Source organism: Amphritea sp. HPY, assembly GCF_050870985.1.
Taxonomy (GTDB): Bacteria; Pseudomonadota; Gammaproteobacteria; order Pseudomonadales; family Balneatricaceae; genus Amphritea.
Map to the genome: position 1 here is coordinate 4,219,504 of NZ_CP194015.1, position 25,414 is coordinate 4,244,917.

A 25,414-nucleotide genomic window follows, 5' to 3' on the forward strand; every position below is an offset into this window, starting at 1 on the left:
TGTGCAGCCAATGCTACACAGCGAAGATTTAAGCTTTTTTAAATTCATCGACCCAGTTAGATACCCGGCTGATAACACCCTGGAACTCTGCCTGATCGATCGGTTTTGTAAGGTAGGTAGAACAACCCGCCATGATGCCCTTTACCTCATCTAAGGGTGAGGTTTTAGAGGTCAGCATAATAATCGGGGTTTTTTTAAGCTCAGGAACCTCCCGCATACTGGAGCAAGTTTCAAAGCCATCAATACCTGGCATAAGAATATCCAGGAAAATAAAATCGTAATGCTGCGAAGTAACCCTCTGCAATGCCTGCTCACCGCTATCGGCGTAATCAATAGCAACCGGCAGCGGTAACTTATTCAGTTCCAGAGCAAGTGCCTGCTGCATCGCATTATTATCATCCACGACTAACACTTGGTAGCTATCGCGGTCTACTTGCTGAGCAATATTGCTATCAGCCTGATCGTCGTATTTACTGAATCGGGCATCTGCCTGTTGCTGCGCCTGCTCCAACTCTGCAGAATCTGCTTCTTCGTTCTCAAAAGTCATCTGATCCAGCGCCCGAATCACCCGGGAAGAAACCAGTGGATAGCGAATATGTGCCAGATCGTTCTGTTCCGGCTTTTCTTTGCTGACCTGAATCAGTCGGGAACGAAAGCCCCTGGGTAGCTCTTGTACCAGAGGATCACTCGCTGCATCAGCACCAAACAGCAGTAGCAGGTCAGGCAGACTTTCCTGCTCAAAATCGATCAGTGAATAGCGATTATTTTTTGACAGGCTAAGAATCTTTTCCAGCTTCTGCTGCTGATCCAGAGGGAAACCAAGCGTTCCGATATTCATTGTTATTGCTACCTTCAGACTTTAAATAAGCGTAATAACTGATGCTACCTGAGAGTTATAAAAACAGGCGGCAAAACAATTAATCAACTAGCCAGAGGTGGAATAAGTGTCCGCCAATAACGGACCGGACTACCGTAACAAGCAGGGTTCTGGGAGATAGATTCAGAATGTAGCAGGGCATCAATAACCATTGATGATACAGGTGGCAATTCACCCGTTAAATTTAAATAACTTCGCATAATGACAATGCTGATCCGAAATGTAATCTCAGTTCTCAGGATCAGCTACAACCTTTTTTATATTTATAATCTGTTGATAATCTGACGATTTTTGTTTGATCGAACGATCAAACAACCGTATTAAACTACGTGCCGAGGGACAAATTAACAAGCCCCCGAGTGTTTTTTTTGCTCGCTAGAGCAAACCTATGAACTAAAGTACTACATAAATACTAAATATAATTCTAATTTAGAATCGCGTTTTGAATATCTTCACTTTGCAGCATAAATTTTTGGCGCAGCTCAGAACCCTCTATTACGCAGGCAAGGTCTTGCCTCAAAGTGGCAACAGCAGCGACAGTCCGCGGAAAATCCAGACACCAGTTATCGATGATAAAGCTATAAATAGCAGTGGAACCTTCACCTTTGTATTTCCGAAACAGTTTCTTAAACCGTAGAGTTAGCAGGTTGAGTTCATGTTTTTCAAGGGTTTGAGGATCGAGGATTTGCGTATCAGCAGGCAAAGCGCTTTGTGCGGGGGCGGCTATGCCGCAGGCAAGCAGGACTGCCTCGCGCCTGCTGCCAAAAGAAGAAGGGACGACTTTTTCCGTCAGTAATGGCGGCTCGGAATCTGCCTCGCCATAAAATGGATCAGTAACACTAATGATTGTCCTGTTTACTGGCCTGTTTAAGATACTCACAACCTCTCCCTGGCTTATTCAGTATATTCAGATAAAGATCTGCTTAACCTGAACCTTTGACCCGACAAATAGAATTTTTTAGCCTGGACCAGCCTGAAAATATTATCATCCCTGCGACCCAAAATATTACACTTATCAACCGTTACTACATAACTGCATTTTCTGCTTAAGCAGTATACGACAACCTTTTGCAGTCGCCCCCAGCTCAAGGCAGCGGTCCTTAATCCAGGCTTTGTCATCCTCGCTCGGCGAATCAGAGAAAGCCGGTAGTCCATCACAAAAACCTTCGCTGGGCAGACTTTCCTGCCAGCAACTGCGCAGATACATACCACTGCTGACAGTACACTTATATTCCGTTTCCTTACAACTTTCCAGCCGCGCCAGGGCGCTTGAAAAACAACCTTGCCGGTCATTTTCACGACCAAACGCAGTACCCGCAACGCGCTGCTGCTCAACCATCTCCTGGTGACCACTATTCCAGGAGGCCAGCCATTGCGGACCATTCTGCCAGCCATAAAAAACAGCGATGACAATGAGTATAAGAAATACTATCCAGAAACGTCGCATTAACTCGCTACCTTCAATCAGCGGGCTTTAACATAGAGCCCGAAAAGACACATAAAGAATCCCGCCGCGGAAGCCAACATCGTAAGATTCAACAGCAGAGGGTTACGTGCAGAGAAAGGGATGAAATCATGATTACTCTGCTTATCACACAGTTGATTCAGGTAATCAAAAGATCCACCGGATGATAGGCAGTCATTAACTGCCGATAGTTCATTCCAGAACACAGCCATTAAAATAACGCCGGGAAGTACCAGCAGCAACAGACCCAGACGCAGCATTAATCGTCACTCACCCCGATATTGCTGACACCATCATTTGCTGCCAGCAGTTTCAGTTCAGCAATAAACGCCGGGGTCGGGTTGGCAACCTTATGAAGACGTTTGATCACCTCTTCCTGAAAAGCCTCTTCTTGCAATAGCATATCGTGATCATTGATAAAACGAATAAGCTCTTCATCGGACAATTGAGCTTCAGCGGTCACTTCAATAAATGTTGCGACACACTCCTGAGACAAGTTGCCAATATTAGCTGCTTCGGAACGGTTTGGCTCAAGAAGACAGTTAATACAGGAGTATAGAGCGACCATTGCATCCAATGCCGGAGATGCGCCATACATATCGAATTGTTCAAGGTCAGGCATGTTATCTTCAACATTGACCAGCTGTACCTCGAAATTCATCTTAGCACCGCTATTAGCCAACTGATTCCAGACACCATCAAGGATTATTCGTATCTGTGTACGGTCACCAAATTCCAGCAGATTAGCGAACAAAGCAAAATTAGGAAACATCCGTTCGGTTATCGCTGCAGAAAACGCACTCAGCTTCCAGCCTTCGAGAGATTTAAGCTCTTGTTCCAACAACCACTGTGACATTTCAACAATACTCCGGACATTCAATTTGATGCTCTATTGTACGGATATTGGACAAGTTTGCAGCTGTTATACCGCCTAAGATGGTTTTAACCCGAGATTTCATGAAGCACTTAAGCCCGTCATGAATAATCAGCTTTAACACACTGATTAAGCATTGTTTTTATTGTTATACTTTTTCCCGATATCTAAGGAAACTGCTTAAAAAGCATGTTGGGCCCGCTGAGAAAATATTGGGCTTATGCGCAGGATCCCTAACTCCTGACAGGAAGAAGGATAATGAAAACAATAAACCCTCTGGCTACCCTGGTGAAAGTGCTCGACACTTTCAGCGAGTGGACCGGACGCACCATCGCCTGGCTCACCCTGCTGATGGTGTTAGTCACTTTTATCGTCGTAGTCATGCGCTACGTCTTCAATATCGGCAATATTCCGCTGCAAGAATCAATTATCTATATGCATAGCTTTGTATTCCTGCTCGCCGCCGGCTACACCCTGAAACATGATGGTCATGTCCGGGTCGATATCTTCTATCGACCGATGACTGAACGAGGCAAAGCCATCATCAATATCTTAGGTACCCTGCTATTGCTGCTACCCGTTTCTATCTTCATTCTGTTGATCTCCTGGGATTATGTGGCGTTCTCCTGGGCAACACTGGAAGGCTCACAGGAAGCCGGCGGAATTGAAGCTCTATTTATTCTTAAAACATCTTTGATTGTGATGCCAATTCTCATGATTTTACAGGGTATTGCAGAGTTGCTACGCAGCATCCTGGTTTTGACCGGGCAGGGTCACCTGCTGGAATCTGATCCACAGGAGCACCCGTTATGATCGAATTGCTACCACTGCTGCTATTTCTCGGCGCTATTGTTGTTCTTCTATTGGGTTACTCAGTCGCATTTTCCCTGGCGGGAACAGGCCTGGTTTTTGCCGCTATCGGCATAATGACCGGACATTTTGAAGCAAGCTTTCTCGAAGCCGTTCCGAACCGCCTGTTCGGTATCATGAATAACACGGTCCTCATCGCCGTTCCCCTGTTTGTCTTTATGGGGGTGATGCTGGAGAAATCGAAAATTGCTGAAGAGCTGCTCGATACTATGGCCGCGCTATTTGGACCAATGCGTGGCGGCCTTGGCATCTCTGTAACGGTTGTGGGTATGTTGCTGGCAGCCAGTACCGGCATCGTCGGTGCTACGGTAGTTACAATGGGCCTGCTATCCTTACCGACGATGTTACGCCGCGGCTATGACCCCAAAGTTGCAACCGGTGTTATCTGCGCTTCGGGTACACTAGGCCAGATCATTCCTCCATCAATTGTCCTGGTTTTGCTGGGCGACGTAATCTCGTCTGCCTACCAGCAAGCGCAACTTGACCAGGGTATCTACTCGCCTGAGACGGTAACAGTTGGTGACCTATTTCTGGGTGCACTGATACCCGGTTTACTATTGGTCGGTGCTTACATTCTTTACCTGGTCTATAAAGCAATATTCGATCCGACGTCGGTTCCGGCTATCCCTAAAGAAGAACGGGATGCCATGGACAATATGCTGAAACGAGTGCTTTCTGCATTGCTGCCTCCAGTATTTCTGGTTGGCCTGGTACTCGGATCCATTCTTGCCGGTTGGGCGACCCCGACTGAAGCCGCCTCTGTCGGCGCAGTAGGCGCGATGGTTCTGGCCATGCTGCGACGTTGCTTTACTCTGGATATACTTAAACAGGTAATGCGAACCACCACCCAGGTCAGCTCAATGGTATTTATCATCCTGGTGGGTGCGTCAATATTCTCGTTAGTATTCCGCGGCTACGGTGGCGATGATCTGGTGCGGGAATTTCTTTCAGACCTGCCTGGTGGCGTGTTCGGAGCAGTGCTGCTGGTGATGCTGGTGATATTCCTGCTCGGTTTCTTCCTCGACTTTATTGAGATCACTTTCGTCGTAGTCCCTATCGTCGCACCGATTTTGCTGGCTATGGGCCTGGACCCGGTATGGCTGGGTATAATGATCGCGATTAACCTGCAAACCTCTTTCCTGACACCTCCATTCGGTTTTGCCCTGTTCTATCTTCGTGGTGTAGCGCCTGCAAGTATCGCTACTATGCAGATTTATCGTGGTGTAATTCCGTTTATCTTTATCCAGCTAATTATTCTGATTGCTCTGGCGCAGTGGCCGGCATTAGCAACCTGGTTACCGGAGCTGGTATACGGTTAATATTATTACAGGCACAAAAAAAGCAGGCATACAGCCTGCTTTTTGTTAAAGAAACTTAATTACAAAGAACGGGCGTTCAGGTAAGCCTGCTCAGATACCGCGTGCCACTTCTTGGCCTGATCACGGAACTGAACGAAAGAATCGAATACTTTCTTCGACATAGGATCTTTCGCTGCTTCTTCAGCAACTACCTGGTCAGACAGATCTTTGATCGCTTTCAGAACTTCATCAGGGAACTGACGCAGCTCGACGCCTTGCTCATTCACCAGTTGCTCCAGGGCACGATTGTTCTTCGCAGTGAAGTCAGACAGCATATCCTGGTTTGCAACACGGATAGCGCTGCGTACGATAACCTGAAGGTCTTCAGGCAGCTTCTCGAACGCTTCCTTGTTTACAAAGCACTCCAGTGTAGTACCTGGCTCATGCCAGCCTGGGTAGTAGTAGAACTTAGCCGCTTTGTGCAGACCGAAGGCCATATCGTTATACGGGCCTACCCACTCAGTTGCATCGATAGCACCGGATTGCAGGGATGGGAAAATCTCACCACCAGGCAACAATACCGGAGTACCACCGGCACGTTTCAACACTTCACCGCCCAGACCCGGGATACGCATCTTCAGACCTTCGAGGTCTTTAACGGTATTGATCTCGCGGTTGAACCAGCCGCCCATCTGCACACCGGTATTACCCGCAGCGCCAGGAATCAGACCAAATTCAGCATAGATCTCTTCCCACAGCTCCATACCGCCGCCATGGTACAACCAGGAGTTCATCTCCTGCGCCGTCAGACCAAACGGCACTGCAGCAAAGAACTGTGCCGCACGAGTCTTACCTTTCCAGTAATAAGACGCGCCGTGACCCATTTCTGCAGTACCACGGGAAACAGCATCGAAAATTTCCAGCGCGCCGACGAGCTCTTTAGCGCCATAAACCTTAACTTTGATCCGGCCACCGGACATCTGTCCAATCAACTCTGCCAGATTATTTGCACCGACACCCAAACCAGGGAAGTTTTTCGGCCAGGTGGTTACCATTTTCCATTCGATCGGTTCAGCGGTGGCTGCCGGAGCAGGTGCAGCTGCCGATTCAGTCGGCTTACAATCTGCAACTGCTGGCGCTTTCTGCTCAGTACAGGCAGCCAGACCAGCTGCTGCAGCACCCAGGCCCAGGACTTTAACAATCTCACGACGCTTCACTAGGATTCTCCCTAATATCAATTTTTTTGTTTTTCATCAACAACCTAAAGAACATATCACCAACTCATAAATGCTGCAATTTCAAACAGTAAGCAACCCCTTTAACGAACAGGGGGTTTTCCCCTGATGACTATAGAATGGCGCCCGATTTATTCTATTAAGTACAATTGCTGATATACTCATCGCAAAGCGTAAAGCCAACCAGGTAGGAATAACGTTGCAGTCGTTGAATCTTTTAAAATCGATCGCTGATGCCAAAACAAATCTGCGAAAATCAGAGCAGAAAGTGGCTGACTATGTGTTGGAAAACCCTTCCGATGTTATCCATATGCGTATTGTCGACCTGGCCTCTGAAGCTAATGTCAGCGAGCCTACTGTTGTCCGCTTCTGCCGGGCTCTTAACTATGATGGATTTCAGGACTTCAAACTAACCCTCGCCCAGGGACTCGCCAGTAATGCTAACTTCGAGCAGTTTTCACTAAACAGTAAAGATACCGTTAGCGAATTTAAGCAGAAGATCTTTGATTCAACCGTTGGCAATATGATGCGAGTCAGAGAAGAGCTGGATGCGGATACTCTGGAGTCGGCTATCGATGCTATCGTCAATGCCAGTCGACTTGAACTATACGGCTTTGGTGCTTCCGCGCCGGTATGTGATGACGCACAACATAAGTTTCACCGACTAAAACTTTCCGCATCGGCTTACTCCGATCCGCATATGCAGATGATCTCGGCCACCACCCTGACCGAGAACGATGTGGTTATCGCAATATCCCAGACCGGCCGTACAAAAGACCTGTTACATGCGGTTAAACTGGTTAAAGAGGCTGGGGTAACCGTTATTTCACTTTGTCCAAGCAATACTCCGCTGGCTGATATGGCTTCAATTTCGATCCATATCGATCTTGAAGAAGATAAAGACCTGAGCACCCTGATGTCTTCCCGGGTAGTCCATCTGGTTGTTATCGACGTCCTGGCGGTTGGCGTAGCGATGAAGCTGGGACCTGGTTTGCTGGACCATCTGAAAACTATTAAGCGTAGCCTGAAGAGCCTGCGTCAGAACGATAAACGTTTACCGGTAAGAAAGTCCTCCTCCTGAGACTTAAATGATCTTACATCGGTCAGATAATAAAAAGCCTGCTAATTATGCAGGCTTTTTTGTGTAAACGATGTCTCTCTAGAACTCCGGATAGAGAATATCCAACGGCACAGAGCGACCACTATCGATGACAATTGCAGCATGTTTCCGTTTCAGTTTTCGCGGCTCAGAAACGCCGCAGGAATGGGCTATCATCTCTACTTCATTAACCAGATGATTATGATAGTTCATCACCCTGACCGATTTATCTTCCGGCACTAAGCCACGCTGCAGATCTTTATCATGAGTCGTGATACCCGTAGGACACGTATTCTTATTACACTGAAGGGCCTGGATACAACCCAGTGCAAACATATACCCACGGGCACTAACACAGAAGTCAGCCCCGAGACAAAGTGTAGCGGCGACATCGGTGGGGTTAATACATTTACCCGAAGCAATAATTCGAATGCGATCGCGCAGGCCATGCATGATCAGTTTATTAACTAAAGCCGGCAAACTTTCACGTAACGGCAAGCCAACACTATCCATCAATGGCATCGGTGCGGCACCGGTACCACCGTCACTACTATCCAGCGTAATAAAATCCGGTGCCTGTTCGATACCGCGACTGATAATCGCTTCACAAAACTGATCCAGCCAATCGGTTGATCCCAGGACCATTTTAAAACCGACCGGTTTACCGGTAACTTCGCGAACATGATTCACCATATCAAGAAGATCATCGATAGACGCCACTTCCGGGTGGCGATTAGGACTGATAGAAGCCTCTCCTTCAGGGATGCCACGAATCGCGGCGATCTCTTTGCAGACTTTCTCTGCCGGAAGCATACCGCCTTTACCCGGCTTAGCTCCCTGGCTCAGCTTTATCTCGAACATTCTGACCTGTTCGATCGCCGCTTTCTCCCTGAGCTTTTCATCACTCATGAGACCGTCGCCATTGCGCACACCATATTTCGCAGTACCGATCTGGCAAACTATATCGCAACCACCTGCAAGATGATGTGGCGATAAGCCACCTTCACCTGTATTCATCCAGCAACCCGCTTCACGTGCACCATTAGCCAACGCCAGTACCGCGGGCTTAGAGAGTGCGCCGTAGCTCATACCGGAAATATTAAAGAATGATTTAGCGTCAAAAGGCTTTTCACAATAGGGGCCAATCCGGGTCGGCTGGGTCTTGGCTGCATCCTCTTTTAGTGTCGGAAACGGACAGTTGAGGAAGAAATAGGTACCGGGAATTCGAAGATCACGGGTAGAGCCAAATGCGATCGTGTTATCTACATCTTTGGCTGCCCTGTATACCCAACTACGCTGAGCACGGTTAAACGGCATTTCCTCGCGATCCTGAGCGAAGAAATACTGGCGAAAAAATTCACCAACATGTTCAAACAGGTATCGGAAACGGCCAAAAAGAGGGTAATTTCTTCGTATTGTCTGTTTCGTCTGATGCTTGTCTATCTGGTAGATAATCAGCGCAGCTATCAGGCCAACAACAAAAATAAATAGAAAAATGCCACCTAAAACAGCGACGAAATTGATCGCAAAACTACTAACGGGATCAATCATATCCGCACTCCATCATATTGTTCTTATTAATAAAGTCTGACGGCTATTCTATTCAGGCTAAACGTTACAAAGAGCCCCCAAGGGTTACTTCAATCCTATCCTGTTGCAACGCTGATGCCTATCAGCCACATAAATGTAAACGGCTGTTCAGAAAAAATATCTCGCTTATTGTTACCCGTTTTGTGGAAATGAAACTGAGAATCAGGAGAAAAGATTAGAAAACCGGCATTATCGCCGGTTTTTCTCTGATTCAATAAAGTCGAAAGTTTGAATCCCTTCGGTTAAGAGAAGTCGTTTAAGAATCACATCATCGGCGTTTTTTATAGTTTCGGGTAGGTCGAGCAGGACCCCTGTCTCGCCCTTAATCCTACCCTGCTCATCGGACAGCCCGCCGCCTTCATAACGGTCTGACTGTCCCCCAGCGTCAACAAAGATAGAGAGGCTCGACCCGCCATGGTAACTGTTAGGACCGGCCCGCCCTGGTGTGATTTGGTAAAGGTCCTCCCCATCATGGTCGACAAATAACGCAAAACCGTTGTGCGCCGAGGCCCCAAGGGAAAAACCTGAGCCAGCTGCATAGTGATCGTTCCCGCCATCGTCCAGGAAGACCGTAGCAGACAGGTCCCAGGCCGCGCTGTTGCCGGCACCGACCCAGCTTTTATATATATCGTTCCCACCTTCATCCAAGAACGAGCCGAGAGCCGAGTGGGAAGCAAAGCCTTGCGCATAGCGCGAGCCTTCGTAGCGATCAGGGTCGACCCCCAAATCAATCAATAGACCCCAGCCAAAATAGTAACCTCCGCCCTGCGAGAAGTTTCCGGCTTCGTAAAAATCTTTGCCGCCATCGTCCAGCAGAACACCTATCCCGCCAGAGGACAGGTGCCGGAACCCGATCCCAGCTCCCTGTGACATCCCCCTATAGATACCAACACCATTGGGATAGCTAGAGCGATAAAGCCCCAACGCTTCATAATAGTCATCCCCTCCGCGAGAGATCAGCCCCCCAAAGGCGCCCGGCCCCGCAAATCCCTGAGCGAAGCCCCCAGCCGAAAAGATATCGTTGCCGTCGCCATCCAGCACTGCACCCAGGCCATGGCATAGAGCACTGGCCTGTGCGTAACGAATCCCACGGTACACATCATCACCAGCACGATCAATCAGCAAACCAGCTCCGGCCAGGGCGCTCCCCTGGGCGAAACTCTGATTGCTTGTGTAGCGATCATCACCGGCCTGGTCGTAGAGGACGCCTACGCCCATAAACCCCGTACCCTGCGAGAAAGGCTTGTCAGACTGATAACGGTCATCACCGGCCAAATCAATCACTAACGCGACAGGACGATCGGGGCGGCCAGCACCAACCGAAGTGCGGTAGCGATCATCGCCACCGATGTCGACCACGACCTTAAAATCGAACCTATACTCGTTTTCTCCACTACCACCAATCACTATGTCCTCAGCCGAGCGCCACAAAATCGTGCCGCTTGTTCCCGCCGCCTCCGAAGCCCGTTCCCCACCGGCTTCGGCCGTTTTCAGATCACGTTCAATCTGGGCCAGGTAGTCTGGCATCACAGCTAATAAGAGCACCTCCAACCCAGCCAGAAGTTCGCTCCGGTCAACCTTCGGTAGTATTCGGATCACCTCAGCGTGCTGCCCCCAGCGCTGTCTGTCGACATCATTATGCAGATAAATAATCTCCGCAAACTGATCCGCTAGGGTTGGTAGCGAGTCGGCCAGGCGCTTGCGCTCGGTCACGCTAAGATAGCTAAAGGCTTGGGCCACATGCTGTTCTGCCAACCTGACCAACGCAAGCAAGTAACTTCCATGGTCAGCAGCCGACGCTCCTGATCCCGGTCGAGCTGTTAGATTCGCAGAAACCTTCGAAACCGCTTCAGGCATGTCCAGGTGCCGGCGAACGATTCCGAGCAGGACCTCAAGGTTAGGACCTTGCAGGGAATCTGCCTGAACCGAACGCAAGTCACGACCAAGCCCTCTCGTAGAGTTGGTGAGTTTGAGCGGAGCCCGGTGCAAGTACCGGATTGTCCTTAGCCGGAATGGATCATCGATCCGCTCATCCTGCTCAAACCGTTCGAGAAGCTGGTCAAAGCGTTCCTGCAATGGAGACTGGGATATATGAGCCAGCGCAATCACACGCGCCGCAAGCGCCGCACTGGGCAGCAGTGGTTCCGCCTCCAGATCTGGGCGCAGACTCGCATTATCTGGGAGCGGGTGATCGAGAGCCCTAGACCGCGCAGTGAGCACAACCTCGACTTCTTGCTCCCTGTCCAATGCGCGCGTGCGCACCTCAACCAACTGGTCAGGGTGCTCCTCCATAAGCTGATCCAGGTCAGGCAGGCGCTGTTGATTCTCGACCGAAAGGTCTTTAGGTTCGCCATACGACGTATCGTCAAGGAAGGTCTGGACACTGATAGTCCTGCGACGGATCAGGAGTGAGAGTCTTGTACCAGCGCTCCTCGCCTGAACCAACTGGCGGAAGTGACTTAGCACCTCGGCCGGTGGTTTCTCGAGTGAGTTCCCGTCCAGCCCAAGCAGCAGGTCTCCGATCTGGAGGCCTGCTTTATCCGCCGCCGATCCGGGTACAACGGTCGTAATCCTCACCAGGGCTGCAGCAGGTACTTTGCTCTTTACTGTTTGGGCTGTCACCATAATTCCCAGATACCCTCCGGTATCCGGTTTGGTAGAAATTGCTGATTTGACCTGCGCAGTACTGCACGACGTTAGCGTTAAAAACGCAACCACAAGCAAACAACAGGTACTAAATCTGGAGTAATATGTCATTCCTCTTCCACTGATAACTAAACTGCATTTAGGTCAACCTTACAGTTACATCATTGAAGTTTGTGCCTTCAGATTCAAGTTTTCAAATTTTGTAACCCGTTTTGTGGAAATGAAACTGAAAACCATCCACTTTTTAGAAGATATAAAAAAACCGGCTATAAAAGCCGGTTTTTCAGAGTTGATAGAGTTACTCAACAGTAACCGATTTAGCCAGATTACGGGGCTGATCAACATCGGTACCTTTCAGTACTGCAACATAGTAAGACAGTAACTGCAGAGGGATTGAATAGATAATCGGCGCCATCTCTGTTGCCAGATCCGGTAGTGTGATTAGTTGTACATCATTCCCGGGTTTAACTTTCGCTTTACTGTCCGCGAACAGGAACAACTTACCACCCCGGGCTCTTACTTCCTCCAGGTTAGCCTGTAGCTTCTCCAGTAAGGAGTTATTCGGTGCCACGGCCACAACCGGCATATCGTCATCGACTAACGCCAGCGGACCATGTTTCAGCTCTCCGGCAGGGTAAGCCTCAGCATGAATATATGAGATTTCTTTCAGTTTAAGCGCCCCTTCAACGGCAACCGGATAGATAGTCCCGCGCCCCAGAAACAGGGTGTGATGCTTATCAACAAAATGCTCAGCCATCTTCTGAATCGCAGGATCAAGCGCCAGTACCTGTTCACACAGGCCGGAAAGCTGCTGCAGATTAGCAACAATACGCTCTTCTTCGGTAAAGCCATGACGCCGGGCAAGGATCAGCGTCGTTAGCATCAGCGCAACCAGCTGACTGGTAAAAGCTTTGGTTGAGGCAACGCCAATTTCAGGACCGGCATTGGTCATCAGACACAGATCAGACTCCCGTACCAATGAGCTGCCCGGTACGTTACATATAGCCAACGAAGCCAGATAACCTTCACCTTTCGCTTCACGCAGCGCTGCTAACGTATCCGCAGTTTCACCCGATTGAGAAATAGTGACAAACAGCGTTCCAGGCATGCAGACAGTAGCCCGATAACGGAACTCACTGGCGACTTCTACCATGCAGGGGATACCCGCCAGCTTCTCAATCCAGTAACGCGCAACCACACCCGCGTTATAGCTGGTACCACAGGCCACTATCTGGATGCATTTGACCTGATCAAACAGCTCAGAGGCATCAGCTCCAAAAATCTGCTCCAGCACTCGTCCCTGGTGGATACGCCCTTCCAGTACGTTTTTGATAACCTGCGGCTGCTCGTAGATCTCTTTCAGCATGTAATGCCGGTATTCACCCTTATCGGCGGCATCATGGCCATGCTCAAATTGTTTGATCTCCCGTACTGCCAGATTGCCGGAACTATCCTCTATCGCAATCTGCCCCTGACTGATCAGGGCCAGGTCGCCCTCTTCCAGATAGATGAAGCGGTCGGTTACCTGCAACAATGCCAATGGGTCGGAGGCGATGAAATTCTCTTCGATACCAACACCGATAACCAGCGGGCTGCCCATCCGGGTTGCCAGCATACGATCCGGTTGCTGCTGATCTATTACTGCCAGCGCATAAGCACCTTTAAGCCGCTGACCTGTTGTTTTTAATGCTTGCTCAAGTGAGCTACCGCTGGATACTGCCTGATGAATCAGGTGGGTGACTACCTCAGTATCGGTATCGGACAGAAACGTATAGCCATCGGCTGTCAGTTCATCCTTAAGCTCAGCATAGTTCTCGATGATTCCGTTATGTACGATCGCAATACGATCCGAAGACAGATGGGGATGCGCATTACGCTCCTCCGGCTTGCCGTGGGTTGCCCAACGGGTATGCGCGATACCCAGACTACCCGGCAACGCATGTTCCTCTAGCCCCTTTTCCAGTTCAGCAACCTTGCCCAGGCGTTTAACATGATCAAGTAAACCTGTCTCGGCGTTATAAACCGCCATACCCGCTGAATCATAACCGCGGTATTCAAGCCGCTTCAGTCCTTCCAGCAGAATCGCTGAGACATTACGTCCGGCAATGGCGCCTACTATTCCACACATAATCCTGCTTCCCTTATGATTTCTTAACCGGACGCTGCCAGCTCTTCAGATTAACCTGTTTCGCCCGGGTTACCGCCAGCTGATCCGCTTCGATATCTTTAGTAATAGTCGAACCCGCGCCCACAGTTGCACCCGCGCCAACTTTTACAGGGGCCACCAGAGAACTATTTGAACCAATGAAGGCACCATCACCAATCTCGGTTTTTGATTTGTTCACGCCATCATAATTACAGGTAATAGTACCGGCACCAACGTTCACCCCGATACCGATTTCGGCATCACCGATATAGGTCAGGTGGTTAACCTTGCTGCCCTCACCAATATTCGCTTTCTTGGTTTCGACAAAATTACCGACTTTAGCTTTATTGGCAAGCTTGCTACCAGGACGGAGACGGGCAAAAGGTCCTACTTCACAGTTTCCCGTCAGTTCTGCCTGCTCCAGCATCGAGTTGGCTTTAATATGCGAACCAGAACCAATAACAGAGTCTTTGATGATGCAGTTAGCTTCGATAGTAACGTTATCACCGATACTTACCTGACCTTGCAGAATAACATTGATGTCGATCGCTACATCATGACCTGCCGTTACCTCACCACGAATATCGATACGTGCAGGATCCGCCAAAGTGACACCTTCCAGCATCAGCGCTTCAGCCTGGCGCAGTTGATACCAACGCTCAAGTTCGGCCTGTTGCATACGATTATTAACGCCTTGAACTTCCTGTTCGGTCTGCGGTTGAATCGCCTGAATCCGTATACCCTGAGTTGCCGCCATAGCTATAATGTCAGTCAGGTAATATTCGCCCTGGGCATTATTCGAAGACAATTCAGGAATCCACTGGTTCAACAGCGCCGCAGGTACTGCCAGTATTCCGGTATTCACTTCAGATATTGCCAGTTGCTCAGGATTAGCATCTTTCTGCTCAACAATTGCCACAACATTGCTGGCATCATCACGAACGATCCGACCATAACCCGTCGGATTATCAAGATTCACCGTTAGCAAGCCAAAATCACCCTGCTCAGCGATTTTAACAAGATCAGCCATCGTCTCGGTTCTGGTCAACGGTACATCACCGTAGAGCACTAAAACTACACCATCATTCGCAACCTGAGGCATCGCCTGGGCTACCGCATGACCGGTACCTAACTGTTCAGCCTGCTGGGCAAATTTAACCCCCTGACCCGCCAGCTTAGCTTCTACTTTTTCGGCTCCGTGTCCGATCACTACGTGAACCTGGTTATCGCCCATTTCCGAAGCAGCATCAATAACATGCTGCAACATCGGCTTACCGCCGATGGTATGAAGCACTTTAGGCAGAGAGGATTTCATACGGCTGCCCTGTCCGGCAGCGAGAATAACTATATCGAGATGGTTCAACTTTGCGGCATCCTTGGAGTATCGAAATTAAAGTCAGGTCAATTCCTGTTGACTGTTTTGTATTGACATAACTACGATTTTGGACCAACTTTAATCGATCTGTAAGCAGATGCAATATTAATTGTCAGAGAAAAATTGACAAAATGAATGAAGAAATTTATGGGCTACTCGATCTGAGTCGCCGTGAGATACAAATTTACCGCTCGCTACTATCTTTAGGGCCAAGTGCAATACGCACTGTTGCCGAAAAAGCAGGCATAAACCGGGGCACGACCTATGAGCTGCTGAAACAGATGCAGCAGAAAGGAATTGTCACCTATCTGCCTAAAGGAAAGCGCCGTTTGTTCACCGCCAGAGAGCCGGATATCCTGCTTCAGCTGGCCGAAGATCGCAGGGAATCACTTGATCAGGCGATCGATCAGCTGAAAACCAAAGTGATCCCTGATATGCATCACCTGATGCCGGACTTCAACACGGCCAATGTCAGCTATTACGAAGGTGATAGTGGAATTGAGCTGGTTTTGCGGGATATTCTGAATACAGTTGCCCAGCAAGATAACAGAAGCTATTCGGTTTTTTCGTCCAAGCCTATCCGGGAACACCTCTACCGCCCCTTCCCCAACTTCACCGCTCAGCGAATTGCAAAAGGCATTGAGGTCAATGTAATTGCTATCGGCGACGGTGGTGAAGATGCCGAGCTGAGTGCCCGTAAATGGATAAAGACTGAAGGAAAAGTCGATGCAGCCTATATAGCCGTCTACCCGCCTAAATGCGCGATTATCTCCCTTGCCTCGACTAACTACCCTACCGCCGTTGTAATCGAATCTCAGGAGGTTGCAGCGGCGCAGAAGATCATTTTCGATACCTTGTGGGGGCTGTTATAAGACAGTGGCTAGATCGTTGAGCCAGCTCAGCTGCTAGTTGCTAGTTGCTAGAAAAAGCACTCAGATAACACTTTTTCCTGGCAAAAAAAAACAGCCCGGAGGCTGTTTTTATTCGAGTAGCAATTCAGTAAGGCTGGGTTATTTACCCATCTTCTTACGAATCTGCTGAATAGTACGCAGTTGAGCTGCAGCTTCGGCCAGCTGAGCAGTCGCACGGGAATAATCCAGTTCGCTGCTCTGATCAGCCATCGCTTGTTCAGCATGTCTCTTCGCTTCTTCTGCAGCTGCTTCATTGATGTCGCCGGCACGCAGTGCAACGTCCGCTAGGACTGACACTTTGTGCGGCTGTACTTCAATGAAGCCGCCAGAAACGTAGAAAATCTCCTGCTCACCACCCTGTTTCTTAAGCTCTACAGGACCTGGTTTCAGTTCCGACAGAAGCGGAGCGTGACCCGGGTAAATACCCAGATCACCCAGGCTACCTGTCACTGAAACGAACTCGATAAGACCAGAGAATATCTCTTCTTCAGCACTTACGATGTCACAATGAACAGTCATAGCCATGTTGTTATCCTTTTAAAGGTTAACTAAGCGCAATTACATGCTCTTAGCTTTTTCAACCGCTTCTTCGATACCGCCAACCATGTAGAACGCTTGCTCTGGCAGCTCATCATAATCGCCTTCAAGGATGCCCTTGAAGCCGCTGATGGTGTCTTTCAGAGATACGTACTTACCTGGAGAACCGGTGAATACTTCAGCTACGAAGAATGGCTGAGACAGGAATCGCTGGATCTTACGAGCACGTGTAACAACTTGCTTGTCTTCTTCAGACAGCTCGTCCATACCCAGGATCGCAATGATGTCTTTCAGCTCTTTATAGCGCTGCAGTACACCCTGAACCTGACGTGCAATATCGTAATGCTCCTGACCGATTACCAGTGGATCCAGCTGACGAGAGGTGGAATCCAGTGGATCTACCGCAGGGTAGATACCCAGCTCGGCGATCTGACGAGACAGTACAACTGTTGCGTCAAGGTGCGAGAAGGTTGTCGCAGGAGATGGGTCAGTCAAGTCATCCGCCGGTACGTATACCGCCTGGATGGACGTGATGGAACCAGTCTTAGTAGAGGTGATACGCTCTTGCAGAACACCCATCTCTTCAGCCAGTGTAGGCTGGTAACCTACCGCAGAAGGCATACGACCCAGCAGTGCAGATACTTCTGTTCCTGCCAGTGTGTAACGGTAGATGTTGTCAACGAACAACAGTACGTCACGACCTTCGTCACGGAATTTCTCAGCCATCGTCAGGCCAGTCAGCGCTACACGCAGACGGTTACCCGGAGGCTCATTCATCTGACCGTATACCAGAGATACTTTATCCAATACGTTGGATTCTTTCATCTCGTAGTAGAAGTCGTTACCTTCACGAGTACGCTCACCTACACCCGCGAATACGGAGTAGCCAGAGTGCTCGATCGCGATGTTACGGATCAGTTCCATCATGTTTACGGTTTTACCTACACCGGCACCACCAAACAGACCAACTTTACCACCCTTCGCGAATGGGCATACCAGATCGATTACCTTGATGCCGGTTTCCAGCAGCTCGTTAGAAGCCGCCTGATCAGCATAAGAAGGTGCAGCACGGTGAATAGGCATACGCTCTTCTTCACCAATTGGGCCACACTCGTCGATTGGGTTACCCAATACATCCATGATACGACCCAGAGTTGCTGTACCTACAGGTACAGAAACTGGCGCACCAGTGTTTACTACGTCCAGACCGCGGCTAACGCCTTCGGTCTGACCCATAGCGATTGCACGTACAACACCGTCGCCCAGCTGCTGCTGAACTTCAAGTGTCAGACCGGCTTTATCAACCGTCAGTGCGTCATAGATCTTCGGTACACTGTCACGTGGAAATTCCACGTCGACTACTGCGCCGATGATCTGAACAATACGTCCGCTACTCATGTTCGGATCCTCTTAACATTTAAACCTGTTAACTGCCTTATACAGCAGCAGCACCACTAACGATCTCAGAAATTTCCTGAGTGATCGCAGCCTGACGAGCCTTGTTGTAAATCATCTGCAGCTCATCGATCAGATCGCCGGCGTTGTCAGTTGCATTCTTCATCGCCAGCATTCGTGCTGCCTGTTCACAGGCATTGTTCTCAACCACCGCCTGATAGACGAGGGATTCAATGTAGCGAACCAGTAAGCCGTTCAACAGCTCTTTTGCATCTGGCTCGTAGATGTAATCCCAGTGATGGTTAAGACGGTCATCATCGTCTTCTGCTTTCAGCGGAAGAATCTGCTCTACTTGTGGCTGCTGTGTCATGGTATTAACGAATTCGTTAGATACCACAAACAGCTGATCCAGCGCGCCTTCGTCATAAGCATCCAGCATTACTTTAACGGTACCGATCAGCTCCGCCGCTTCAGGCTTATCGCCTAAACCAGTTTTCGCTGCGGTCACGTTACCGCCGAACGTCTTAAAGAAGGTTACCGACTTAGAACCCAGTGCACAGATATCGATTTGGATATTCTGGTCACCAAACTCTTTCATCTTGGCAATCGCTGCTTTGAACGCATTAATGTTCAAGCCACCGCAGAGACCGCGGTCAGTTGCTACAACAATGAAACCGACACGCTTTACTTCGCGCTGTTGCAGATACAGATGCTTATATTCAGGATTGGACTTCGCCAGGTGCTGAATTACGCCACGGATACTCCGGGCGTAAGGACGGCTTTCCTGCATGCGATCCTGAGCTTTACGCATTTTAGATGCAGCTACCATTTCCATGGCGCTGGTAATCTTACGTGTGCCCTGAATACTGGCTATCTGCGTCTTTATCTCTTTTCCGGCTGCCATAGTTCCACCTATTAAACCTTTACTTAGTTCAGGTCTGCATAGCGTGTATGCAGACCCCCACTCTTACGAGTTATTACCAAGTTTGGGTAGATTTGAACTTTTCGATACCAGCCTTGAACTGAGCAGAGATTTCGTCGTTATAAGCACCGCTGTCATTGATCTTAGCCATCAGGTCAGCGTATTCGCTGTTGAAGAAAGAGATCAGTGCAGCTTCGAAATCAAGGATCTTGCTCAGGTCGATATCGTTCAGGAAGCCTTCGTTTGCAGCGTACAGACTCAGACCCATGTCACCTACGGACATCGGGGAGTACTGCTTCTGCTTCATCAGCTCGGTTACGCGCTGACCATGCTCAAGCTGAGCACGTGTCGCATCGTCCAGGTCAGATGCAAACTGAGCGAATGCCGCCAGTTCACGGTACTGAGCCAGAGCCAGACGTACACCACCACCAAGTTTCTTGATGATCTTAGTCTGAGCTGCACCACCTACACGGGATACAGACAGACCAGCGTTGATCGCCGGACGGATACCTGAGTTAAACAGGTCCGCTTCCAGGAAGATCTGACCATCGGTGATGGAGATAACGTTGGTTGGTACGAATGCGGATACGTCACCACCCTGAGTTTCGATTACTGGCAATGCAGTCAGGGAACCAGTCTGGCCCTTAACTTCACCGTTAGTATACTTCTCAACGTAGTCAGCGTTAACGCGCGCAGCACGTTCCAGCAGACGCGAGTGAAGATAGAATACGTCACCTGGGTATGCTTCACGGCCCGGTGGGCGGCGCAGCAACAGGGAGATCTGACGGTAGGCCCAAGCCTGCTTAGTCAGGTCATCGTATACGATCAGAGCGTCTTCACCGCGGTCACGGTAATACTCGCCCATAGAACAACCAGCATAAGGCGCCAGGAACTGCATCGCTGCAGGATCTGATGCACCGGCAGCTACTACGATGGTGTGCTCCATCGCGCCGTGCTCTTCCAGCTTACGTACTACGTTGGCAATGGTGGACTGTTTCTGTCCGATTGCTACGTAGATACATTTAACGCCGGTACCTTTCTGGTTGATGATAGCGTCAATCGCGATCGCAGATTTACCAATCTGACGGTCACCGATGATCAGCTCACGCTGACCACGGCCGATTGGCACCATGGCATCGATAGATTTCAGACCAGTCTGAACTGGCTGATCTACTGATTGACGCTCGATTACACCAGGTGCAACCTTCTCAACAGCGTCAGTCAGTTTTGTTTCAATTGGGCCTTTACCGTCGATCGGGTTACCCAGGGCGTCTACTACACGACCCTGCAGTTCCGGACCAACAGGTACTTCCAGGATACGGCCAGTACAACGCGCGGTCATACCTTCTACCAGACCCTGATAGTCACCCAGTACTACAGCACCTACAGAGTCACGCTCAAGGTTAAGCGCCATACCGTAGATACCGCCAGGGAATTCAATCATTTCCCCGTACATTACGTCAGCAAGACCGTGAATCAGGATGATACCGTCAGAAACGCTGACGATAGTACCTTCATTACGTGCTTCGGAAGAGACATCAAGTTTCTCGATGCGGCTCTTCAGAATCTCGCTGATCTCAGATGGATTCAGTTGCTGCATGTTTAATCCTCACACTCAGGAATTCATTGCTTCGGCCAGCTTTGCCAGTCGAGCACGAATTGAGCCGTCGATAACCATATCTTCGGTTCGAACGATCACGCCACCGATAATAGACTTGTCTATTTCGGCAGTCAGACTCACTTCGCGGCCCAGCTTAGAGCTAAGTGCCTGAGTTAATTTTTGTTGCTGCTGCTCGCCCAGATCAAAGGCAGTTGTAACGTTTACATCAACAGATTTCTGCTGACTCGCTTTCAACTGTTCGAACTGTTCAGAGATCTTTGGTAACAAAGCCAGACGCTGGTTTTCTGCCAGCAGAACAATAAAGTTCTGGGCGGAGTCATCCATCTGCTCTTCGCAGACGGAGATCATTGCCTGTGCTTTCTGCTCGCTGGTCAGACCAGGGTTACCCAGAACCAGATTCATCGTCTCATGCTGAGAGACTGCCGCAGCAGTTGTCAGCATTTCAGACCACTGGTCCAGGTTGCCCTTATCGACAGCGTGCTCGAAAGCGGCTTTGGTATAAGGCCGAGCAACTGTATTGAGTTCAGCCATCGTAAACCTCGCTTAAAGCTCAGCAGCTAGTTTTTCAACAAGCTGTGCATGCGCGCTTTCGTCTACAGACGCTTCCAGAATCTTTTCAGCACCGGCTACTGCCAAAGCAGCAACTTCTGCACGAAGAGTTTCTTTCGCACGGTTAGCTTCCTGATCGATTTCAGCTTGCGCGGCTACTTTAAGGCGGTCTGCCTCATCGCGTGCCTTGTCTTTAGCTTCGTCAACGATCTGGTTAGCTCGCTTATTAGCCTGTTCAATGATGGCGGCTGCTTCTTCTTTGCTTTTACGCATATCGGACATGGCTTTTTCCTGAGCCAGTTCCAGATCACGTTGAGCACGGTCAGCAGCGTCCAGACCTTCTGCAATTTTCTTCTTACGTTCCGCCAGCGCACCAGTAATTGGTGGCCAAACGTATTTCATACAAAATACAACGAAGAAGGCAAATGCAATAGCCTGACCAATAATGGTTAGGTTTATATTCACGCCATTACCTCTCGCGGTTGTCTTAAAAAGTAGTTACCCATAAGGGATCGTATGTAGCTCTACTTAAGCAACAGCGAACAGTACGTACAGACCCAGACCAACACCGATCATAGGTACGGCATCAACCAGACCCATTACGATGAAGAACTGCGTACGCAGCAGAGGGATCAGTTCAGGCTGACGTGCAGCTCCTTCCAGGAACTTGCCACCCAGGATACCGATACCTACAGCGGCGCCTACAGCACCCAGACCCATCATCAGTGCACCAGCGATGTACAGCAATGCCATTTCCATCAGTTTTTCTCCGATATTTAATTGCTAAAGTTAAAGTTAAATTTGAAACTGTTTTAATTAGTTATTCGGTATTACAACCACTTAGTGGTCTTCATGCGCCATGGCCAGATAGACAATTGTCAGTACCATGAAGATGAAAGCCTGCAGTGTAATTACCAGAATATGGAATATCGCCCAAGGCACAGACAGTAACCATTGCGCCCAGAACGGCAGCAGAGCGATCAAAATAAAGATCATCTCACCTGCATACATGTTACCGAACAGTCGCAGCGCCAGAGATACTGGCTTAGCCAGCAGGCCTACGATTTCCAGGAACAGGTTAAACGGTAGCATCCACTTACCCAGTGGCTGGAACGCCAGCTCACCCAGGAATCCACCAAGACCTTTCATCTTGATGCTGTAGAAAAGAATCAGACCGAATACAGAAATTGCCATACCCAGTGTTGCGTTGATATCGGTGGTTGGTACGACCTTCATATACACGTGATGCGGATCAGCGCCGAACGCTTCACCAATCTTCTGCGTAATGAACGGAATCCAGTCAACCGGGATCAGGTCCATAGTGTTCATCAGGAAGACCCAGACAAAGATAGTCAGTGCCAGGGGCGCTATCAACGCATTCTTGTGATGAAATATGCTGCTGACATTGTCTTCGACAAACTCAATGATCGTCTCAACAAAGTTCTGCGAACTGCCCGGCACACCGGAGGTTGCACTGACCGCAACTTTGCGGAAGAACCAGATAAACAAGCAGCCCAGTAAAACTGACCACATCATTGTGTCAACGTGAATAGCCCAAAATCCCATCTCTGCCGCTTCCTGAGTGGTCTTAGCGAAGCTCAGACCATTTTCAGGGTGCATGCCTAACGTCCAATTCGTCAGGTGGTGGGATATATAGCTTGAGGAAGTCATTTCTCCAGCCATTATCATCTCTCTCGTTTAAAGTTTTAGGAATCTGTTATTCAGCTTCATCTGGACCACAAAAGCGGTCAGCTGGAGCCATACATAAGTGCAAAATAAGGAAAATGGATTCAGTGGTTGAATCAGGATAAACACCGCCGCAAAAAGCAGTACGGTAATCATCATTTTCCATATTTCACTCGCATACAGCTGTCGAATCACAGCACCGGGAGTATTCTTTGCCTGAACTGCTAACGCTTTTCGGGCAAAAACATAATTGGGAAGTAGATAAATTAGTCCGCCAAACAAGGCAGAGTAAGCCGTCACCCAATTATGCAGAAGTAATACTCCTGCAATCAGAAACACGCTAACCGCTTGAATTAGAAAGACTTTATGAAATTGCTGTCGTGCAATACGAGCATGAACTCCAAGCTTCTGGTGCTCGTTTGTCATATTGCAAATAACCTCTAATCCCCTAATTCGAAGCTCAAAAACGTCAGCACGCCTCAGAACAGCCTGCGCATTATAGGGATTTCGTGCACTTGCATCAATAAGATTCACAAGCTTTTGCACTATTGTCGTACATGGACCAACTGGAAGAAGTAAGTAAATACCCTAGTATAGGTATATCTTGTATTGCTGCAGCACACAAAACACTATTTATTGTATGAGCTGCAGAATCGCTTCAAACTTCTCCCGGTTTTCATAGGCGATGGTTATTTTGCCTTTGCCGGTGGCATTTTCACTGATACTCACTTTACTGTTTAACCGCTGGGACAAGTTATCTGACAGGTCTTTCAGCAGTGGATCAGGTTTCTTAACCACTTTTGCGGGTTCATTTTTCTTCTGCTGCAGCTTACGCACCAGATCTTCAGTCTGACGTACGGAAAGATTCTTTCCGACTACTTCTTTTGCTGCTGCAACCTGCTCTTCACCTTCCATACCCAGCAAGGCACGGGCATGACCCATTTCCAGGTCACCGTATTCCAGCATCCGCTTTACTTCGTCGGTCAGATTCATCAATCGCAACAGGTTGGTGATTGCAGAACGGGATTTACCCACCGCATCAGCTACTTCCTGCTGGGTCAGTTCAAATTCTGTCTTCAGACGATCCAGAGCGATCGCTTCTTCCATTGAATTCAGGTTTTCGCGCTGAATATTCTCGATCAGCGCCATCGCAATAGCCTGTTCATCAGGCACATCACGTATAACTGCCGGTACTTCATCCAGTCCGGCCATCTGGCTGGCACGCCAGCGCCGCTCACCAGCAATAATTTCATAGAAATTATCAGATACCGGGCGAATTACGATCGGTTGCATCACGCCTTGTGCACGGATCGAGTTAGCCAGTTCTTCCAGGGCCTGGGGCTCCAGATCCCTACGCGGTTGGTATTTCCCGCGCTGAATTTGATCAACCGCCATCATCCGGTAGCCACTACCATCGTTCGTTGCCTGCGCAACAACTTCCTCTTCAAAATTTGTAGTGGTGGATAGCAGCGCATCCAGTCCGCGCCCTAAGCCTCGCTTCTTAGCCGCCATTGATCAGCCTTCCTGTTCCTGTTGTGCCTGTTTTTGGTCCTGATCCGTCTTACGGATCAGCTCTCCGGCCAGTGCCAGGTAGGCCACTGATCCGCGTGAATTTTTATCGTACATAATTGCTGGCAGGCCATGACTTGGCGCTTCTGCCAAACGAACATTGCGTGGGATTACCGTGCGGTAAACCTGGTCGCCGAAATATTCAACCAGGTGGTTGGATACATCCTTGGTCAGACTCATTCTCGGATCAAACATAGTCCGCAGAATACCTTCGATCTTCAAGTTTGGATTGAGTCGTTTATTGATCTTGTTAATAGTGCCTATCAGGGCACTGATCCCCTCCAGGGCATAGTATTCACACTGCATCGGTATGATCACGCCACAAGAAGCAGCCAATGCATTAACTGTTAGTAAGTTAAGCGAAGGTGGATTGTCGATAAGTACAAAATCGTAGTTTTCTCTAACCGTTTCCAGTGCCATCTTCATCCGGAATTCACGCCGGGGCATCTGTAGTAACTCGACTTCTGCTGCGGTCAGATCACCATTGGAGCCAACCAGATCGTAACCTGCAGGACTGTTATGGATGATAGACTCTTCTATCGTGGCGTCACCGGTAAGTACTTCATAGACAGAATTGTTCAGCTGGTGCTTATCCACACCACTACCCATTGTGGCATTGCCCTGGGGATCCATATCAAGCATCAGAACACGCTTTTTGGTTGCCGCCAGCGATGCTGCCAGGTTGACGCAGGTTGTTGTCTTACCTACACCACCCTTCTGATTGGTAATGGTTAAAATTTTGGCCACGT

At 49.1% G+C, this 25,414-nt stretch carries 25 protein-coding genes; 4 read left to right on the forward strand and 21 right to left on the reverse strand.

Annotated elements, in window-relative coordinates:
* Positions 1–28 precede the first annotated feature (28 nt).
* The 5 genes from ACQUQM_RS18730 to ACQUQM_RS18750 all read right to left on the reverse strand — a co-directional run bounded on the left by ACQUQM_RS18730 (position 29) and on the right by ACQUQM_RS18750 (position 3,198).
* Positions 29–838, reverse strand: a complete 810-nt coding sequence (locus ACQUQM_RS18730) for a response regulator (RefSeq protein WP_432471392.1) — start codon at positions 836–838, stop codon at positions 29–31.
* Between the two features lie 463 nt (positions 839–1,301).
* On the reverse strand, positions 1,302–1,757 hold the full coding sequence (locus ACQUQM_RS18735; RefSeq protein ID WP_432471393.1) for a hypothetical protein: 456 nt from the start codon (positions 1,755–1,757) through the stop codon (positions 1,302–1,304).
* 135 nt (positions 1,758–1,892) lie between these two features.
* Positions 1,893–2,324 carry a hypothetical protein gene (locus tag ACQUQM_RS18740; protein WP_432471394.1) on the reverse strand — a complete coding sequence of 144 codons (432 nt, stop codon included), beginning with the start codon at positions 2,322–2,324 and terminating at the stop codon, positions 1,893–1,895.
* A 17-nt stretch (positions 2,325–2,341) separates the two neighbouring features.
* Positions 2,342–2,602 carry a hypothetical protein gene (locus tag ACQUQM_RS18745; RefSeq protein WP_432471396.1) on the reverse strand — a complete coding sequence of 87 codons (261 nt, stop codon included), beginning with the start codon at positions 2,600–2,602 and terminating at the stop codon, positions 2,342–2,344.
* On the reverse strand, positions 2,602–3,198 hold the full coding sequence (locus ACQUQM_RS18750) for a YjaG family protein (protein WP_432471397.1): 597 nt from the start codon (positions 3,196–3,198) through the stop codon (positions 2,602–2,604). The genes ACQUQM_RS18745 and ACQUQM_RS18750 overlap by 1 nt, the downstream gene beginning before the upstream one ends.
* Positions 3,199–3,474: 276 nt before the next feature.
* On the opposite strand from ACQUQM_RS18750, the gene ACQUQM_RS18755 reads away from it, so the two are divergent.
* Positions 3,475–4,029: a TRAP transporter small permease subunit gene (locus ACQUQM_RS18755; RefSeq protein WP_432471398.1), complete on the forward strand. Its 555-nt coding sequence runs from the start codon at positions 3,475–3,477 to the stop codon at positions 4,027–4,029.
* A complete protein-coding gene (locus ACQUQM_RS18760; RefSeq protein WP_432471399.1) occupies positions 4,026–5,405 on the forward strand; it encodes a TRAP transporter large permease in 1,380 nt (459 codons plus the stop codon). Before ACQUQM_RS18755 ends, ACQUQM_RS18760 begins: the two co-directional genes overlap by 4 nt.
* Before the next feature lie 59 nt (positions 5,406–5,464).
* Here the strand turns inward: ACQUQM_RS18760 and ACQUQM_RS18765 are convergent, their stop codons facing one another.
* Complete coding sequence (locus tag ACQUQM_RS18765) at positions 5,465–6,601, reverse strand: TRAP transporter substrate-binding protein (protein ID WP_432471400.1); 1,137 nt, start codon at positions 6,599–6,601, stop codon at positions 5,465–5,467.
* A 217-nt stretch (positions 6,602–6,818) separates the two neighbouring features.
* Between ACQUQM_RS18765 and ACQUQM_RS18770 the strand changes: the two genes are divergently transcribed.
* On the forward strand, positions 6,819–7,700 hold the full coding sequence (locus ACQUQM_RS18770; RefSeq protein ID WP_432471401.1) for a MurR/RpiR family transcriptional regulator: 882 nt from the start codon (positions 6,819–6,821) through the stop codon (positions 7,698–7,700).
* A gap of 78 nt (positions 7,701–7,778) precedes the next feature.
* Here the strand turns inward: ACQUQM_RS18770 and ACQUQM_RS18775 are convergent, their stop codons facing one another.
* From ACQUQM_RS18775 to glmU, 4 genes are all read right to left on the reverse strand, one after another.
* Positions 7,779–9,269: an FMN-binding glutamate synthase family protein gene (locus ACQUQM_RS18775; RefSeq protein ID WP_432471402.1), complete on the reverse strand. Its 1,491-nt coding sequence runs from the start codon at positions 9,267–9,269 to the stop codon at positions 7,779–7,781.
* A 228-nt stretch (positions 9,270–9,497) separates the two neighbouring features.
* Positions 9,498–12,065, reverse strand: a complete 2,568-nt coding sequence (locus ACQUQM_RS18780; protein ID WP_432471404.1) for a PDZ domain-containing protein — start codon at positions 12,063–12,065, stop codon at positions 9,498–9,500.
* A gap of 187 nt (positions 12,066–12,252) precedes the next feature.
* Positions 12,253–14,082, reverse strand: a complete 1,830-nt coding sequence (gene glmS / locus ACQUQM_RS18785; RefSeq protein ID WP_432471405.1) for a glutamine--fructose-6-phosphate transaminase (isomerizing) — start codon at positions 14,080–14,082, stop codon at positions 12,253–12,255.
* 13 nt (positions 14,083–14,095) lie between these two features.
* Positions 14,096–15,463, reverse strand: coding sequence for a bifunctional UDP-N-acetylglucosamine diphosphorylase/glucosamine-1-phosphate N-acetyltransferase GlmU (gene glmU, locus ACQUQM_RS18790; protein WP_432471406.1), 1,368 nt, complete (start codon positions 15,461–15,463; stop codon positions 14,096–14,098).
* A gap of 143 nt (positions 15,464–15,606) precedes the next feature.
* On the opposite strand from glmU, the gene ACQUQM_RS18795 reads away from it, so the two are divergent.
* Positions 15,607–16,347 carry a TrmB family transcriptional regulator gene (locus tag ACQUQM_RS18795; protein ID WP_432471408.1) on the forward strand — a complete coding sequence of 247 codons (741 nt, stop codon included), beginning with the start codon at positions 15,607–15,609 and terminating at the stop codon, positions 16,345–16,347.
* A 138-nt stretch (positions 16,348–16,485) separates the two neighbouring features.
* On the opposite strand, the gene ACQUQM_RS18800 is transcribed toward ACQUQM_RS18795, so the two are convergent.
* From ACQUQM_RS18800 to ACQUQM_RS18850, 11 genes are all read right to left on the reverse strand, one after another.
* Complete coding sequence (locus tag ACQUQM_RS18800; protein WP_432471409.1) at positions 16,486–16,911, reverse strand: F0F1 ATP synthase subunit epsilon; 426 nt, start codon at positions 16,909–16,911, stop codon at positions 16,486–16,488.
* Positions 16,912–16,944: 33 nt separating this feature from the next.
* Complete coding sequence (gene atpD, locus ACQUQM_RS18805; protein ID WP_432471410.1) at positions 16,945–18,321, reverse strand: F0F1 ATP synthase subunit beta; 1,377 nt, start codon at positions 18,319–18,321, stop codon at positions 16,945–16,947.
* Between the two features lie 37 nt (positions 18,322–18,358).
* Positions 18,359–19,222, reverse strand: a complete 864-nt coding sequence (atpG, locus tag ACQUQM_RS18810) for a F0F1 ATP synthase subunit gamma (RefSeq protein WP_432471411.1) — start codon at positions 19,220–19,222, stop codon at positions 18,359–18,361.
* A gap of 73 nt (positions 19,223–19,295) precedes the next feature.
* Positions 19,296–20,840 carry a F0F1 ATP synthase subunit alpha gene (gene atpA / locus ACQUQM_RS18815; protein ID WP_432471412.1) on the reverse strand — a complete coding sequence of 515 codons (1,545 nt, stop codon included), beginning with the start codon at positions 20,838–20,840 and terminating at the stop codon, positions 19,296–19,298.
* 15 nt (positions 20,841–20,855) lie between these two features.
* Positions 20,856–21,392, reverse strand: a complete 537-nt coding sequence (locus ACQUQM_RS18820; protein ID WP_432471413.1) for a F0F1 ATP synthase subunit delta — start codon at positions 21,390–21,392, stop codon at positions 20,856–20,858.
* Positions 21,393–21,404: 12 nt separating this feature from the next.
* Positions 21,405–21,875: a F0F1 ATP synthase subunit B gene (locus ACQUQM_RS18825; protein ID WP_432471414.1), complete on the reverse strand. Its 471-nt coding sequence runs from the start codon at positions 21,873–21,875 to the stop codon at positions 21,405–21,407.
* A 63-nt stretch (positions 21,876–21,938) separates the two neighbouring features.
* A complete protein-coding gene (atpE, locus tag ACQUQM_RS18830) occupies positions 21,939–22,163 on the reverse strand; it encodes a F0F1 ATP synthase subunit C (RefSeq protein ID WP_425424959.1) in 225 nt (74 codons plus the stop codon).
* Between the two features lie 87 nt (positions 22,164–22,250).
* Entirely contained in the window at positions 22,251–23,093 is an 843-nt protein-coding gene (gene atpB, locus ACQUQM_RS18835; protein ID WP_432471415.1) for a F0F1 ATP synthase subunit A, read from the reverse strand.
* Positions 23,094–23,108: 15 nt separating this feature from the next.
* Positions 23,109–23,522 carry an ATP synthase subunit I gene (locus ACQUQM_RS18840; protein ID WP_432471416.1) on the reverse strand — a complete coding sequence of 138 codons (414 nt, stop codon included), beginning with the start codon at positions 23,520–23,522 and terminating at the stop codon, positions 23,109–23,111.
* 207 nt (positions 23,523–23,729) lie between these two features.
* Entirely contained in the window at positions 23,730–24,608 is an 879-nt protein-coding gene (locus ACQUQM_RS18845) for a ParB/RepB/Spo0J family partition protein (RefSeq protein ID WP_432471417.1), read from the reverse strand.
* A 3-nt stretch (positions 24,609–24,611) separates the two neighbouring features.
* Positions 24,612–25,412: a ParA family protein gene (locus ACQUQM_RS18850; RefSeq protein ID WP_432471418.1), complete on the reverse strand. Its 801-nt coding sequence runs from the start codon at positions 25,410–25,412 to the stop codon at positions 24,612–24,614.
* Positions 25,413–25,414 lie beyond the last annotated feature (2 nt).

What these genes read in the sequence shown, in the direction of transcription:
- ACQUQM_RS18730 (WP_432471392.1), bottom strand. Translation starts at nt 838, where the DNA reads ATGAATATCGGAACGCTTGGTTTCCCTCTGGATCAGCAGCAGAAGCTG.
- ACQUQM_RS18840 (WP_432471416.1), bottom strand. Translation starts at nt 23,522, where the DNA reads ATGACAAACGAGCACCAGAAGCTTGGAGTTCATGCTCGTATTGCACGA.
- atpE (WP_425424959.1), bottom strand. Translation starts at nt 22,163, where the DNA reads ATGGCATTGCTGTACATCGCTGGTGCACTGATGATGGGTCTGGGTGCT.
- ACQUQM_RS18745 (WP_432471396.1), bottom strand. Translation starts at nt 2,602, where the DNA reads ATGCTGCGTCTGGGTCTGTTGCTGCTGGTACTTCCCGGCGTTATTTTA.
- ACQUQM_RS18755 (WP_432471398.1), top strand. Translation starts at nt 3,475, where the DNA reads ATGAAAACAATAAACCCTCTGGCTACCCTGGTGAAAGTGCTCGACACT.
- ACQUQM_RS18750 (WP_432471397.1), bottom strand. Translation starts at nt 3,198, where the DNA reads ATGTCACAGTGGTTGTTGGAACAAGAGCTTAAATCTCTCGAAGGCTGG.
- atpB (WP_432471415.1), bottom strand. Translation starts at nt 23,093, where the DNA reads ATGGCTGGAGAAATGACTTCCTCAAGCTATATATCCCACCACCTGACG.
- ACQUQM_RS18740 (WP_432471394.1), bottom strand. Translation starts at nt 2,324, where the DNA reads ATGCGACGTTTCTGGATAGTATTTCTTATACTCATTGTCATCGCTGTT.
- ACQUQM_RS18800 (WP_432471409.1), bottom strand. Translation starts at nt 16,911, where the DNA reads ATGGCTATGACTGTTCATTGTGACATCGTAAGTGCTGAAGAAGAGATA.
- atpA (WP_432471412.1), bottom strand. Translation starts at nt 20,840, where the DNA reads ATGCAGCAACTGAATCCATCTGAGATCAGCGAGATTCTGAAGAGCCGC.
- ACQUQM_RS18820 (WP_432471413.1), bottom strand. Translation starts at nt 21,392, where the DNA reads ATGGCTGAACTCAATACAGTTGCTCGGCCTTATACCAAAGCCGCTTTC.
- ACQUQM_RS18795 (WP_432471408.1), top strand. Translation starts at nt 15,607, where the DNA reads ATGAATGAAGAAATTTATGGGCTACTCGATCTGAGTCGCCGTGAGATA.
- ACQUQM_RS18775 (WP_432471402.1), bottom strand. Translation starts at nt 9,269, where the DNA reads ATGATTGATCCCGTTAGTAGTTTTGCGATCAATTTCGTCGCTGTTTTA.
- ACQUQM_RS18780 (WP_432471404.1), bottom strand. Translation starts at nt 12,065, where the DNA reads ATGACATATTACTCCAGATTTAGTACCTGTTGTTTGCTTGTGGTTGCG.
- glmS (WP_432471405.1), bottom strand. Translation starts at nt 14,082, where the DNA reads ATGTGTGGAATAGTAGGCGCCATTGCCGGACGTAATGTCTCAGCGATT.
- ACQUQM_RS18760 (WP_432471399.1), top strand. Translation starts at nt 4,026, where the DNA reads ATGATCGAATTGCTACCACTGCTGCTATTTCTCGGCGCTATTGTTGTT.
- ACQUQM_RS18845 (WP_432471417.1), bottom strand. Translation starts at nt 24,608, where the DNA reads ATGGCGGCTAAGAAGCGAGGCTTAGGGCGCGGACTGGATGCGCTGCTA.
- atpG (WP_432471411.1), bottom strand. Translation starts at nt 19,222, where the DNA reads ATGGCAGCCGGAAAAGAGATAAAGACGCAGATAGCCAGTATTCAGGGC.
- atpD (WP_432471410.1), bottom strand. Translation starts at nt 18,321, where the DNA reads ATGAGTAGCGGACGTATTGTTCAGATCATCGGCGCAGTAGTCGACGTG.